Source organism: Alkaliphilus serpentinus (assembly GCF_009017255.1).
Taxonomy (GTDB): domain Bacteria; phylum Bacillota; class Clostridia; order Peptostreptococcales; family Natronincolaceae; genus Alkaliphilus_D; species Alkaliphilus_D serpentinus.
This window is the reverse complement of sequence record NZ_WBZB01000011.1, coordinates 68453-83131: the sequence shown is the minus strand read 5'-3', so window position 1 is coordinate 83131 and position 14679 is coordinate 68453. Positions and strand designations below refer to the sequence as shown.

Below are 14679 nucleotides of genomic sequence, written 5' to 3'. Positions count from 1 at the left end.
CCCCCATTTAATAGGAAAAAAAGAGAACTTTCCTATTAAATTAAAAAATGAAAATGTCGAGGTAAAGGGTTAAAAGCCCTATGCCTCGACATTTATTATTCATCTTCAAGTCTACTAAGTATTAACTTATATCCATCAGCTCCATAATGTAGGCAACGATTTACTCTACTGATTGTAGCTGTACTGGCACCAGTTTTATCTTCAATTTCATTATAGGTTTTTCCTTCCTTTAGCAATTTCGCAACCTCCAGCCTTTGAGAAATGGACTGAAGCTCTTTTATGGTACATACATCCTCAAAAAACCTATAACACTCTTCAATTGTTTCTAATTTTAAAATAGCTTGGAATAAACCATCGGTAAAGGGGTCTTGAAGTTTTGACCGGTAGGTCATACAATCACCTCAATTCTTTTATTGATGTTATTTATTCTATTAATTTTATCAAAATCCTGTTTTAGCATCAAAAAATATACATCATTATTCTCTTGGGCTAATCTGAAAAATAAAAAACACCCTCCAAACACCAGATACACTCTAAGATTTGGAGGGCGCTTTATATAACGCTATGCATATAAGCAATAATTAATTTATGAGTTTTCCTATAACTAGCTAAAATGTATGTGCTTGATTATTAATTACTAATTATTAATTGGAGTTACTAGCTCTCCACATTACTAATTAGCTTTTCTATTGCATCCTCTAAACCTAAGCCTATTTCCTTTTGATTCTCAGATAGATTATTCAGCTTTTCTATTTCAGTTGAAACAGATTTAACTTCATGGTTAATAGTGTTTAAAATGTCACCTATTTGATTCGCGAACTCCTCATTATTACTGGCAAGCTTTTGAACCTCTTTGGCTACAATGGCAAAGCCTCTTCCATGCTCTCCGGCCCTAGCAGCCTCAATTGAAGCGTTTAATCCAAGGATATTGGTTTGCTGAGTGATCTTACTCATAATCTTGATTATTTCATCGGTTTCCTTTACCAAATTAATTGTTCTGGCGGCAAATTGATTGAGGGTATTGCTTAAAACAACAGTACTATCAATTGTATCATTCATCTTATTGATACTTTCTGCTGTTACTGAACTGAGCTTATTAATCTCTTTAATTTGAGATTCAATTTTATTCACTAGCTTTTCTTCATTCTCTACTAAATGCATCATTAAGTTGGCTGCAACACTGGACATTATAGTAGCATTATGTATGTTATTATTTTCAATTTCATTTTTTACCCGCTCTACACCAGTAGCCTCTATTACAATATCCATTTTTTTTGACATTAAATCTTTTATACTAATTGCATTAAAAATATCCAGGCTTTTAGCCAATTGTATACCCTGGGCATCCTCATTTATATCTGCGATTCCAACAATATTTACCCCATCCATTTTGGTTAAAGTTTTTAGTATCGCTGTGCCCCCTTGGCCTTCACCTACAATTCCTACATGCATTATATGAAACCTCCTTGTTTTTTTGCTAAAATATTACATTGCTTACATTGATTATACATTAAGATCGTTATTATTTCAAAATATTTGTTAATCAGTCAAAGTAGAACTTTCTTATCCAATATTTATTAATCTTATAGCCCTATAAAACCTTCTTTTTATGCACAAACTATAACAAACATTTAGTGGAGGTTTTATTATGAAAAAAAAATCTAAGGAAAGCTTTAGAAATCCTCAAGATATGATTGATAGCACCTTTAATAGACGGGATTATAAAATATCGGAAAAGACCATTAATGCCTATGTTATGCCTCTAGATATGGTAAAGGATAGAGATGCACTAGATTCAAGACGTTTCTATAATGAGGAATGGAATAAGGAGCTAAAAAAACTGAGATAGCAGAAATCAACCCAGCCAATAGATTTTTGCTGGGTTGGTTCTTTTATTTTTCTATAAATACCTTTCCTTCTAAGGGACTTAGTTTTGTATTTAAAGTACCGTCCTTAATTTCTACAAGACTATTTGATAAGACTTCTAAAGCTCCATCACTAAAATATTCTTTTACATTGATATCTATCGTATGACAATCCTCTTTACTGCTATTCATTAACACTAAAGCAGTTTTCCCTGTCATGGGTTGATTAAAAACATCCCTTCCCCCTTTAAAGATTCTGATAAAACCATATACACAATGATCCATCACTATTGGAATCCAAGCTGCTCTTTTAAAAACTGGGTTTGCTTTTCTAAGCATAATCATTAGCCTGTACCATTGAAGAAGATCTTCATCTTCACTTCCCCAAGGGTAGGTTCCTCTGTTGAAGGGATCATCAAAGCCCTCTAAGCCTGCTTCATCTCCATAGTAAATAGAGGGGACACCAGGAAAGGTCATTTGAAAAAGTACCATCAGCTTAAGCCTTTTTACAGCCCATTCTCTTTTTTTAATGGGTAGTCTAAAGCTGGCCTTTTCCTCTAATGATAAATTAGTATTGCATCCTCATCAATTTGTCGTAGACCCTTTTTAAAGGCCTTTACAAAGGGAGTGGGTAGCTCGTCCACTACGTCCAAGCGCCAGCCCTTTATTCCCATCCTATGCCACTTATTGATTACGCTATCTGAGTGGTGAATGATATAATTCTGGTAGGATTCCTCCTGCTCATTTACATTGGGCATATTATCATAGCCCCACCAGCAGTCATATTTATCAGGGTATTCTTCAAAGAAGTACCAATTAAAGTAAGGAGATTCCTTTGATTGATATGCTCCTAAGCTGTCAAAATTGTCATCTTTGTTAAAATAGATACTGTCACTTCCCGTATGGCTAAAAACTCCGTCAAGAATTATGTTAATCCCCCTTTTCTTTGCCTCTATACAAAGCTTCAGAAATATCCCTTCATCCCCTAGCAGATCATCAATTTTTTCATAATCAGAAGTATCATAACGATGATTGCTTGGTGAAAGGAAGATTGGATTAAGATACAGAAGATTAATTCCTAAGTCTTCTAAGTAATCTAGCTTATTCGTAATACCTGCTAAATTTCCTCCAAAGAAATCCCATTTGCTAATTCTACCTGATTCGTCTCTAATGTAAGAAGGGGTATCCTGCCAGTTTTTATAGATGTAGCAATGCTTCTTGAAGGGGGATGGCATTTGCGAATCTCTATAGAAGCGATCTGGAAAGATTTGATACATAATAGAATCCATAAACCAAATTGGAAGCTTACCCTTATAATCAAAGACAGTAATTTGGTAAGGCAAGGGCTTCTCATCATAAATATCCCCCAATCCCCCCAAGGCTTGTTGATTGTTTCCGTAAAAAATCGTCTGATTTTTACAATGTATTTTAAAATAATACCACACCAAGGAGGATTTTGAGGGAAGCTTAATCTCTACTTCATATCTGCTGCTCTCATGGTCTATGCTATGTAAGCTTAAACTGCAGGTCCTTTTTTCAAGACCCTCTATCCAATAGACTAGCTTAACCCATTCAACCTCCATAATATTGGCAACTGAAATCCTCAGTCTCACCGTCTCACCTATTGGCAAGCTACCAAAGGGAAATCTATAGAATTCATCCTGGGAATTATGATGTATCTTTATATTATCCATAAATGCACCTACCTCTATTATTTTCCGTTACCCACAAGTCTATATTAGCAGAGATATCGTTAAAATAAAAATCCTGCAGCAATCCATATATAGTCAGTATAGGGAAAAAAACCTACTACTCCATGAATGACTGCAGGAACATTTAATTTTGTGCAATATCTCTCCGATATGTGATGCCTTCAAAGTATATCTTTTCTGCGTTACGATAGGCCTTTGACCTTGCCTTTTCTATATTGCCCCCTAATGCGGTGATTCCTAAAACCCGACCCCCATTGGTAACAATTTTTTCATCAATAACCTTAGTTCCGCTGTGGAAAACCATAACATCCGTATCGATACTTTCTAAACCTTTAATTTCTTTACCCCTTTGATACTCTATTGGATACCCCCCTGATGCCAATATTACACATACAGCTGCCTGTTCCTTCCAAGTAATATCAATTTTTTTCAGCCTCTTCTCCAATGTAGCCTGTAATATTTCCACCAAATCCGTCTCAAGTCTAGTTAAAACAACTTGGGTTTCTGGATCTCCAAATCTTACATTGTATTCTAAAACCTTAGGGCCTTGAGGGGTAATCATTAAACCAATAAATACAATGCCCCTATAATCCATACCCTCCTGCTGAATTCCATAAAGGGTTGGTTCTAGGATTTCTTCCTTTACATCTAAAGCCATCTCTTCATTATAGATATCATTTGGTGAATAGGTACCCATCCCACCTGTGTTGGGCCCCCGGTCTCCATCATAGATTCTTTTATGGTCCTGACTGCTAACCATTGGTAGGATTCTATTTCCATCAACAAAACAAAGAATAGAGGTTTCAATGCCTTCCAGGTATTCTTCTACAATCACCCGATCACCAGAGCTTCCAAAAACCTTGTCCTTTAGAATTTTCTTTAAGGCCTCTTCCGCCTCCTGTTTATCTCCGCATATAAACACACCTTTTCCCGCAGCCAAACCATCCGCCTTAATGACCACTGGGTATTCATAGTTCAACAAAGACTTTAAGCCTCCTTCATAGGAAGAGACTTCGGTATATTTTCCTGTAGGAATTTTGTATTTTTCCATAAACCTCTTTGAGAAGGCTTTACTCCCCTCCAACATAGCTCCTTCCTTTGTTGGACCGATGATCCTTAAGCCTTCCTTGCGAAAGGCATCGACAATACCCATTACTAAGGGTTCTTCGGGGCCCACAATTGTTAAATCGACACTTATTTCCCGGGAAAATTCGACTAAGGCCTTAATGTCATTGGCCTTTATTTCTACACATTCCGCAATTTCCCCAATCCCAGGGTTGCCTGGAGCGCAATAAATTTTTGTCACCTTAGGGCTTTTACTTAAACTCCAAACAATTGCATGTTCTCTTCCACCTTCACCTATTACAAGAATCTTCATCAAAACCACCTCCATATAAGGCAAATTATAATAAGTAATGAATGCTTAGTAATGAGTAATTAGTAACTGATTATCTAAAGAAATACCAAACTGATGAATGAAGAATTGATAATGAGAAACAGAGAAATTTAAGACATTTAAAAAGAAGTAAAGAGGAAGCAAAGGGAAGGTTCTGTTGCTTCTTCATTAGCAATTGACACAAAGGAACCGTCCCCCTGTGTTCTTTTTAGTGTTTAAAATGTCTCATTCCAGTAAATATCATTGCAATGCCAGCTTCATCACAGGCTTCAATTGACTCTTCATCCTTCTTGGAGCCACCGGGCTGTATAATAGCAGCAATACCTGCTTTAGCCGCAGCCTCAACACAATCCTTAAAGGGAAAGAAGGCATCCGAAGCCAAAACACTGCCCTTTAATGGATGAGGGGAATTTTTAATGGCATTCTCTAAGGCCCATATCCTACTACTTTGACCAGGGCCTATGGCTAATGTCTGCTTATTCTTGGCAATTACAATCCCATTAGATTTCGTATGTTTAACCACCTTATAGGCAAATAATAAATCCTCCATTTCTGTATCTGTTGGCTTATTGGCTGTTACCCTTCGAAGTTCTTGAAAAAGTTCTAAGTTTTCATCCTGTATCAGGATACCTCCCGATACCCTTTTTATATCATAATTCTTAGTGGGACCTTTCTTAATATCTTGAAGCTTTATCAATCTGATATTTTTCTTTTTCTTAAAGATTTCAAGGGCATCGGCAGTAAAATCTGGTGCTATGATAACCTCCAAAAAGATCTCCATCATATCTTTAGCTGTGGCACCATCAATTATTTCATTGGCTGCTATGATTCCTCCAAAAATCGACTGTGGGTCTGCCTTATAGGCCTTTATATAGGCCTCATGAATACTACTTCCGCTGACCACTCCACAGGGGTTTGTATGCTTAATCGCTACAACAGTTGGTTCCTGGAATTCCTTTAGTAGTTGTAGAGCACCATTAGCATCATTAATATTATTGAAGGAAAGTTCTTTACCTTGTAATTGTATTCCAGCTGTCAGACCTCCCTCAATATTTTCCACCTGCCTATAATATGCAGCCCTCTGATGGGGATTCTCACCATACCTCAAATCCTGTAGCTTCTCATAGGTGAGGGTTAGGGTTTCTGGAAAATCGTTAGAATTCTTTCCAAGGTAACTTGCTATTAAGGTATCATAATGGCTAGTATGTCTAAAGACCTTCAGTGCCAGCTGATATCTAGTTTCCATCAGTGTATCACCATTATCCTTTATTTCACTAAGTATCGGTTGATAATCCTCAGGATTCACCACTACAGTAACATCTCTATAGTTTTTAGCAGCCGACCGTAGCATGGTTGGCCCACCGATATCAATGTTTTCTATAGCCTCCTCAAGGGTTACCCCTTCCTTTAGGATGGTCTCCTTAAAGGGATAAAGGTTAATGACAACCAAATCTATTGGAGTTATTCCTTGCTCCTTGATGGTGTCCATATGAGTCTTATTATCTCTAATGGCTAAAATACCGCCATGTATGGCTGGGTGAAGGGTTTTAACCCGGCCGTCTAAACATTCTGGAAAGCTGGTTATATCCGAAACATCCACTGCCTTCACACCAGAATCTCTTAATAGCTTGGCGGTACCTCCAGTGGAAATAATCTCTACCCCTAGTTCAGCAAGACTTTTAGCAAAATCAACAATACCACTTTTATCAGAAACACTGATTAATGCCCTTTTAATCATTTAGCTGATCTCCTTTCAAATATGAATCAAGAACCTTTTGTTGTTAATTTAATGCAGTTTTTTCTTAATGCTTTGATTTATCCAAGCTACCATAATACAATATAATAGTGCCTTTCCTCTTAACTTTTCATTTTTCATTTTTAACTTTTCATTTATCATCTACTCAACTCTCAATTTCATTGATGATCTCTACCCTATCATCTACTATCTTTAATCTACCTTCGGCAAAGAGCTTTACAGCCCTAGGTAACAATTTATGCTCAAGGGCCAATACCTTCTTTTGGAGACTTTCTTCATCATCACAAAATTCTACCGCTACTGCCTCTTGTAATATAATAGGACCTCCATCGGTTTCTTCGTTCACAAAGTGAACGGTAGCTCCCGAAATCTTTACCCCTCTTCTTATGGCTTCTTTATGAACCCTTTCTCCATAAAAGCCCTTACCTGAAAAGCTGGGAATTAAGGACGGGTGAATATTCATTATACGATTTTCATATTCTTTTATAATTCCTTCAGATAGAATATCTAAATATCCAGCCAATACTACTAAATCTATCTTATGGTCCAGTAGAAGCTGTAATAAGGCTTTTTGTCTTTCTTCCCTTAAGGGGTACTTCTTTATATCAAGAATTTCAGTTGAAATCCTATGGTTCTTTGCCCTGATCAGTCCATAGGCGTCCCTTTTATTGGAGATTACCAGATTTATTTCAGCTGCCAGCTCCTTTCCTTCTATAGCATTAATAAGCGCTTGGAGATTTGTTCCGCCACCTGAGATTAAAACCGCAATTTTTAGCACAGAATCACCCTTCTCTGTCCTTCTTCAATCCTACCAATAATAGAAGGATTTTCTCCTTCCTCTTTAAGAATGGAAATGGCTGAATCTACAAGGTTTCTATCAACCACCAGCATCAACCCAATACCCATATTGAAGGTATTATACATCTCGGCTTCCTCTATATTCCCCAGTTTCTGTAGTCTATTGAATATTTCAGGTATGTGCCAGCTGTCCTTCTGTATAATTGCATCCACAGCTTCTGGTAAAACCCTCGGGATATTCTCATAGAAGCCTCCTCCGGTAATATGAACCATCCCTTTAATGGTTATAGCCTGAAGTAGCTTTAAAATAGGCTTTACATATATTTTTGTTGGTGTCAGAAGCTCTTCTTCTAAGGTTCTATTAAAGCCTTCAAGAATGGTGGTTGTATCATAGCCCTCAACTTCAAATAGAAGTTTTCTAACAAGGGAAAAGCCATTACTATGAATTCCGCTGGAGGGTAATCCTATGATGACATCTCCCGCCTTTATATCCTTACCATCAACAATCTTAATCTTATCAACTAACCCCACTGCAAATCCAGCAAGATCGTAGTCATTGCCATGGTATAATCCTGGCATTTCAGCCGTCTCTCCACCAATTAAGGCACAGCCTGCCAGCTTACAGCCGTCGGCAATTCCCGACACAATCTCTGCTATTTTTTCTGCCTGTAGGATCCCTGTAGCTATATAATCTAAAAAGAATAGGGGTGTGGCACCTTGGCATAGTATATCATTCACACACATTGCTACACAATCCTGTCCAATTGTATTATGCTTATCTGTCATAATGGCTACCTTCAACTTGGTTCCTACACCATCGGTTCCCGACACTAAAACAGGCTCTTTTATATTCTTTAGGTCTAAGGCAAATAAACCACCAAATCCACCGATATCTGTTAAAACTTGAGGTGTAAAGGTGCCTTTAACATGATTTTTCATCAAATCAACTGCCCTTTGCCCTTCATCTACATCCACTCCTGCTCCCCTGTAGGTAAGCTTTTCCATAGTGATAACCCCCTATATGATTAATTAAAAATTAATAATTAAGAACTAAGAATTAAGAATTAAGAATTAAGAGTTAAAATTCAATAATATCAAATTGCTTCGATGCATCGAAGCTACTGCAATTCAACATTCAACATTTAACATTCAACATTATTCATTCATTTTCTATCTTAACGGTATTTCCAACGGATAATCCCCGCAGAAACATGCAGTGCAATAGGGGTCATTCGCTATACCAACTGATCTCTTTAATCCCTCCGGACTGATATAACCAAGGCTATCTGCACCAATGGCCTGTCTTATTTCCTCTATTGTCTTTACTGCTCCAATTAATTGTTTATTATCAGGGGTATCAATGCCATAATAACAGCTATAGGCAACAGGAGGCGAGCTTATTCTAACATGTACCTCCTTGGCTCCTGCCCGTTTTAAGGTATTTACAATTTGTTTGCTGGTGGTTCCCCTTACAATGGAATCATCTATCATTACCACCCTTTTTCCTATGATATTGCTTCGCAGGGGATTAAGCTTTAGCCTTACAGCCAGTTCCCTCATAGATTGATCTGGCTGTATAAAGGTTCTGCCAATATATCTATTTTTGATAAATCCCTCGCTAAAGGGAATCCCTAAGGCCTCTGAGTAGCCTATAGCAGCTGGTATTGAAGTATCTGGCACTGCAATAACCATGTCAACTTCAACTGGATGCTCCTTGGCCAATATTTCCCCGGCATTTTTTCTTGCTTGATAAACCCCCACTCCATCGATGACACTATCTGGCCTAGCAAAATAAATATATTCAAATATACAGGAGGCCTTTTTATATTCTTTATTGAGCTTTATAGACCTTATACCCTCTTGATTAATGATGACTATTTCTCCTGGTTCAACATCCCGGATAAGCTCAGCTCCTACTGAATCAAGACCACAGCTTTCTGAAGCTATAACATAGCCATCCTCCAGCTTGCCAATGCACAAGGGCCTCAAACCATGGGGATCCCTTACTCCAATAAGTTCTCCCTCTGTCATAATCACTAGGGAGTAGGCCCCCTTAATGAGATCCATGGTTCTCTCTATTGCGGTTGGAATACCATCACTGCTATATCTGGCAATTAGATTTACAATAACCTCACTATCTATGGTTGTTTGAAACACTACGCCATCATCTTCTAAACCACTTCTAATTAGGGGTGCATTTACCAAATTACCATTATGGGCCAGCCCAATACTTCCTCTTCGATATTTAACCACCAGTGGCTGTGCGTTGTTAATATAGCTCTCACCAGTTGTTGAATACCTCACATGGCCTATTCCAATGTTTCCCTTTAAGCTTCGAAATATCTCATCATTAAAAACCTCATTTACCAAACCCATTCCCTTGTGAAAGTAGGGCATGTTTCCATCATTTGTTGCAATACCAGCACTTTCCTGCCCTCTATGTTGGAGGGCAAATAGTCCATAGTAAACCATTTGGGCAACATCATCCATGGTGTTACGATAAACACCCATTACCCCACACTCTTCCTTAAGCTTATCACAGCTAAGATTATTAAACATTTAATAGCACCCCTCTATTGTTCTTCAGATATAAAAAAATATTGCTAGGCCTTTAGTCGATTCAAAACCTCCTGATAGGCCTCCTCTACCTTCCCTAAATCCCTTCTAAAACGATCCTTATCAAGCTTTTCATTGTTGGTTGCATCCCATAGCCTACAGGTATCAGGCGATATCTCATCAGCCAGGATAATCCTATTCTCATATCTTCCAAACTCCAACTTAAAATCTACTAAAAGGATGTTCTTTTCAATGAAGAACTCCCTAAGAATCTCATTTGTCTTTAGTGCCATATTTCTAATACATTGAATCTCCCACTGACTTGCTATATTCAGGGCTACAGCATAATCATCATTTATAAAAGGGTCACTCAATTGATCATTCTTGTAGGAAAACTCTAGAACAGGAAATTTCATCCTTATTCCTTCCTCTAACCCCAGACGTTTAGCCATAGCACCAGCTGTAATATTACGAACAATTACCTCTAGGGGTATAATTTCCACCGCCTTTACCAGCATTTCTCTTTCATTTATTAGGGCAATAAAATGGTTTTCCACCCCTAGCTCTTGGAGAAGTTTAAAAATCATTGCAGACATTTGGTTATTTACTTCTCCCTTATTTAAAATGGTTCCCCTCTTTTCTCCATTAAAGGCAGTGGCATCATCCTTATAGGAGACAATATACTCCTGATCTACCACGGTTTTATAAACCCTTTTTGCTTTTCCTTCGTAGAACATTTCTAATTTTTTATACATATCCTTACCCTCCGATTTCTAGCTTTTCATTTTCTCTTCAAGATATTTTAAATAACCAATCTTTTCAAGCTTTTCTGCCTTTTCCTCAACAGTCCTTTTCATGTTTTCCTTAAATAGGAGTAGGGCTTCTCTTATACTGGGGTATTTGATTGCTAGAATCTCTGCTGCAAGAATTCCAGCATTTCTGCCACCGTTAATTGCCACCGTTGCCACTGGCACCCCCGGAGGCATCTGAAGGATAGAGCAAACAGAATCGATACCATTCATACTATTGCTTCTAATGGGTACCCCCACCACAGGTAAAATGGATATGGCTGCAACCATCCCAGGTAGATGGGCTGCCCCACCAGCTCCTGCTATTATAACCTCCAACCCCTTTTTCATAGCAGATTCACTATATTGATACAATCTTTCTGGAGTTCTATGGGCAGAAACGATGGTGCATTCAAAGGGGATTCCCAGCTCCTCCAAAAGGATCGCTGCCTCCTGCATAACTGGAAGATCCGAATCACTTCCCATAATAATTCCAACCTTTGGCTCCTTCATTACACATCCTCCTCAGCAATTACCTTTATTTTACCTTTCAAATCTGTTGCAATCCTTAATCCCTTTTCCAAATCATCATTTAATACTGTAAAGTGACCCATTTTCCTGTGGGGCTTGGTTTCTGTTTTTCCATAGAAATGTAGATAAGCCTCTGGTGTCTTCATTAAATCCTCATAACCCACCACCCTTGCCCTTCCACTTGATTTGTCCTCTCCAAGGAGATTCATCATCACAGAGGGCTTTATCAAATCTGTGCTGCCCAAAGGCAGTCCCAATATTCCCCTAATATGCTGATAAAACTGTGAAGTGCTGCAGCCCTCCATACTGTAATGGCCGGAGTTATGAACTCTAGGTGCTATTTCATTTATTAATATTTCATCCTTTGCATCCACAAACATCTCAATGCAGAAAACTCCTACCCCCTCCAATAGCTCCATAACCTTTAGGGCTGTTTCCTTTGCCTTATTTTCAATCTTCTTAGATATCCTTGCGGGTACTAAAGTGGTAAATAAGATATTATTTTTGTGATGATTTTCAGATAATGGATAAATAGCCGTCTGCCCCTCTGTACTACGGGCTACGATGGCTGATACCTCCATATTAAAGTCTACAAAGGCTTCAACCATAAGGTCATTTTCTCTCTCTCCCTTTAGATGTTTATAGGCCTCTGTCATCTGCCCTTCATCCCTTATTAGGAAATTTCCCTTCCCGTCATAGCCACCCCTTCTGCTTTTTAAAATAAGGGGTAAGCCTATTTCTAAAGCTGCCCCTCTAAGATCCTCCAATGTATTAATTGGTCTAAAATCCGGTAGGGGAATCTGATGGTTCTTTAAAAATTCTTTTTGATGATATTTGTCTTGTATAATCTTTAATGTATAGGGGGATGGATATATTTTATAACCATCTTTGGCTAGTTGGATCAATACCTCTGCATCAATATGTTCAAATTCATAGGTTATAATATCTGTTAACTCAGCTAATTCCTTGATTTTATCTTTATCGTAAAAGCTAGCAATGATTTGCTGATCTACCACCGATGCAGCAGGACAATTAGGTTGAGGATCTAATATGATAAAGCTTAATCCTAGCTTTTTCCCCTCAAGGGCCATCATCTTCCCTAGTTGACCACCCCCAATGATTCCAACTGTTATCTCATTTATACTTTTCTTCAAGTAAATCACCTCATTTAAAGAATTTATTATAAAAGAAAAAAATAAAGCCCGGACGGATAGGTTTTTATCAAGTGAAACCTATCCGTCCGGGCTTTTATCCCCTCGGTGTAGCATAAAAATGCTTGTATCGCTCGGTCCTGCTCTAGTATAGACGGAACCCTAGATACACTTTCACCCATAGTAGGATATTTTACGGTTATCCCTAGAAACTGTCGAACCATATTATCGACATTATATGAGGAAATCTATAAAATTTTAGATCTTTTACTCTTTTATCATATCAAATGGAAAAGAAATTATCAATAGATTATTCGAACATTGTGCTACTATTGCATTTATTTAATATGATATAATCCGAACTTTACTCAGTTAAGTTATAATAATTGTTTGTTTTATTCCACCAACAGCTATAAGCAGTAGTGTTATTTATCTGTTATATTAAGGTCCCCTTATCTAGGATAAAGGGACCTTAACAATATATACCACTCTCAGATAAACACTCTACTCCTTTAGTTATTACTCCCACTCAACAGTTGCAGGGGGCTTTGAGGTAATATCATATACGATTCGATTAACTCCCTCCACCTCATTTACAATCCTCCGGGACATCCTCTCTAAAACATCATAGGGAATTCTAGCCCAATCGGCAGTCATGGCGTCAGAGCTGGTAATAGCCCGGATGGCAACGGTATGGGCATAGGTTCTCTCATCCCCCATTACTCCTACTGTCATGATTCCTGGTAGCACCGCAAAGTACTGCCATATTCCTCTATCTAAGCCAGCCCGTTTGATTTCATCCCGTACAATGGCATCGGCTTCTCTCACTATTGTTAGTTTTTCTTCTGTTATTTCCCCTAAAACCCTTACAGCTAGCCCAGGTCCCGGGAAGGGCTGTCGCCATACAATTTCTTCAGGCAAGCCAAGCTCTGTGCCTACCTCTCTAACCTCATCCTTAAAGAGATATTTAAAGGGCTCAATTAGCTGGAACTCCATGTCTTCTGGTAAACCACCAACATTATGATGGCTTTTTATAACGGAGGCTGTATCTGTTCCGCTTTCTATGATATCTGGGTACAGGGTTCCCTGAACTAAATAATCTATTTCACCAAGCTTATTGGCTTCTTCCTCAAACAATCTTATAAATTCTTCACCGATTATTTTTCTTTTCTTTTCAGGATCTGCTACTCCCGAAAGTTTACCTATAAATCTTAGAGAGGCATTTACCCTTATAAAATTTATTTTGAATTTGTTCTTAAACATATCCTCTACCCAATCCCCTTCATTTTTTCTAAGTAAGCCATGGTCAACAAAAATACAGGTGAGATTATCCCCAATGGCCTTATGAACCAATACAGCAGCCACAGAGGAATCCACCCCTCCAGAAAGGGCACATAAAACTTTTTTATTACCAACCAATTGTCTAATGGATGCTACTTCCTCTTCAATATAGTTCTCCATTGTCCAATTACCTTTACAGCCACATACATTGTATAGAAAATTCCTTAGAATCTCCCTTCCACCCTCTGTATGCTCAACCTCTGGGTGAAACTGTACGGCATATAAGCCCCTATCAGGGTTTTCCATGGCTGCAACAGGACAATCCTCCGTTGAAGCTGTTATCTTAAAGCCCATTGGAGGGGATTCTATAAAATCTGTATGACTCATCCAGCATATAGAGTCTTGAGGTATATCCTTAAATAATAAGGAGGCTTCACTAATTTTTAATTGAGTTTTTCCATATTCCTTGTTTTTAGCACGGTTAACCTTCCCCCCTAGAACTTCTGCCATCAGCTGCCCACCATAGCAGATCCCTAAAATGGGTATTCCCAACTGGAAAATCTCTTCATTGCATTTGGGTGCCTTCTCCCCATAAACACTTGCTGGCCCACCAGTAAAAATAATTCCACTAGGGTTTTTCTCCTTTATTTCTTCTATAGTAATTTTATAGGGTACCACTTCACAATAAACATTATGCTCCCTTACACGTCTTGCGATTAATTGATTATATTGGCCACCAAAATCTAAGATTAGTATTAATTCATTGTTCACAGCCTTCATCCTTTCATATATCAATTAGTAATGTGTAACTAAAGATGAAATTTGTGCTAGCAAATTTCTTCAAT

General features: G+C 38.0%; 14 protein-coding genes and 1 riboswitch. Of the genes, 1 reads left to right on the top strand and 13 read right to left on the bottom strand.

The annotated features are described in order from the left end of the window. Positions 1-95 precede the first annotated feature (95 nt). On the bottom strand, positions 96-392 hold the full coding sequence (locus F8153_RS03355; protein WP_151864946.1) for a YerC/YecD family TrpR-related protein: 297 nt from the start codon (positions 390-392) through the stop codon (positions 96-98). Between the two features lie 265 nt (positions 393-657). Next, positions 658-1452: a methyl-accepting chemotaxis protein gene (locus tag F8153_RS16520; protein WP_151864945.1), complete on the bottom strand. Its 795-nt coding sequence runs from the start codon at positions 1450-1452 to the stop codon at positions 658-660. A gap of 196 nt (positions 1453-1648) precedes the next feature. On the opposite strand from F8153_RS16520, the gene F8153_RS03345 reads away from it, so the two are divergent. Continuing rightward, positions 1649-1849 carry a hypothetical protein gene (locus F8153_RS03345; RefSeq protein ID WP_151864944.1) on the top strand — a complete coding sequence of 67 codons (201 nt, stop codon included), beginning with the start codon at positions 1649-1651 and terminating at the stop codon, positions 1847-1849. Positions 1850-1892: 43 nt separating this feature from the next. Here F8153_RS03345 and F8153_RS03340 read toward each other — a convergent pair whose 3' ends face one another. The 11 genes from F8153_RS03340 to guaA form a co-directional block, all read right to left on the bottom strand. Then, positions 1893-2357, bottom strand: a complete 465-nt coding sequence (locus F8153_RS03340; RefSeq protein ID WP_151864943.1) for a hypothetical protein — start codon at positions 2355-2357, stop codon at positions 1893-1895. Between the two features lie 65 nt (positions 2358-2422). After that, positions 2423-3559: an alpha-amylase family glycosyl hydrolase gene (locus tag F8153_RS03335; protein WP_151864942.1), complete on the bottom strand. Its 1137-nt coding sequence runs from the start codon at positions 3557-3559 to the stop codon at positions 2423-2425. A gap of 142 nt (positions 3560-3701) precedes the next feature. Next, on the bottom strand, positions 3702-4955 hold the full coding sequence (purD, locus tag F8153_RS03330; protein WP_151864941.1) for a phosphoribosylamine--glycine ligase: 1254 nt from the start codon (positions 4953-4955) through the stop codon (positions 3702-3704). A 226-nt stretch (positions 4956-5181) separates the two neighbouring features. After that, positions 5182-6711 carry a bifunctional phosphoribosylaminoimidazolecarboxamide formyltransferase/IMP cyclohydrolase gene (purH, locus tag F8153_RS03325; RefSeq protein WP_151864940.1) on the bottom strand — a complete coding sequence of 510 codons (1530 nt, stop codon included), beginning with the start codon at positions 6709-6711 and terminating at the stop codon, positions 5182-5184. A gap of 163 nt (positions 6712-6874) precedes the next feature. Next, a complete protein-coding gene (gene purN, locus F8153_RS03320; protein WP_151864939.1) occupies positions 6875-7507 on the bottom strand; it encodes a phosphoribosylglycinamide formyltransferase in 633 nt (210 codons plus the stop codon). Beyond that, positions 7501-8532 carry a phosphoribosylformylglycinamidine cyclo-ligase gene (purM, locus tag F8153_RS03315; RefSeq protein ID WP_151864938.1) on the bottom strand — a complete coding sequence of 344 codons (1032 nt, stop codon included), beginning with the start codon at positions 8530-8532 and terminating at the stop codon, positions 7501-7503. Before purM ends, purN begins: the two co-directional genes overlap by 7 nt. Before the next feature lie 165 nt (positions 8533-8697). Next, on the bottom strand, positions 8698-10086 hold the full coding sequence (purF, locus tag F8153_RS03310; RefSeq protein WP_151864937.1) for an amidophosphoribosyltransferase: 1389 nt from the start codon (positions 10084-10086) through the stop codon (positions 8698-8700). Positions 10087-10130: 44 nt separating this feature from the next. Continuing rightward, on the bottom strand, positions 10131-10838 hold the full coding sequence (purC, locus tag F8153_RS03305) for a phosphoribosylaminoimidazolesuccinocarboxamide synthase (protein ID WP_151864936.1): 708 nt from the start codon (positions 10836-10838) through the stop codon (positions 10131-10133). Positions 10839-10856: 18 nt separating this feature from the next. Next, complete coding sequence (purE, locus tag F8153_RS03300) at positions 10857-11384, bottom strand: 5-(carboxyamino)imidazole ribonucleotide mutase (RefSeq protein WP_151864935.1); 528 nt, start codon at positions 11382-11384, stop codon at positions 10857-10859. Then, positions 11384-12556 carry a 5-(carboxyamino)imidazole ribonucleotide synthase gene (locus F8153_RS03295; protein WP_243136885.1) on the bottom strand — a complete coding sequence of 391 codons (1173 nt, stop codon included), beginning with the start codon at positions 12554-12556 and terminating at the stop codon, positions 11384-11386. The genes purE and F8153_RS03295 overlap by 1 nt, the downstream gene beginning before the upstream one ends. Before the next feature lie 158 nt (positions 12557-12714). Continuing rightward, a riboswitch (purine riboswitch) is annotated at positions 12715-12815 on the bottom strand. A 257-nt stretch (positions 12816-13072) separates the two neighbouring features. Further along, positions 13073-14605 carry a glutamine-hydrolyzing GMP synthase gene (guaA, locus tag F8153_RS03290; RefSeq protein WP_192929634.1) on the bottom strand — a complete coding sequence of 511 codons (1533 nt, stop codon included), beginning with the start codon at positions 14603-14605 and terminating at the stop codon, positions 13073-13075. Positions 14606-14679: the final 74 nt, after the last annotated feature.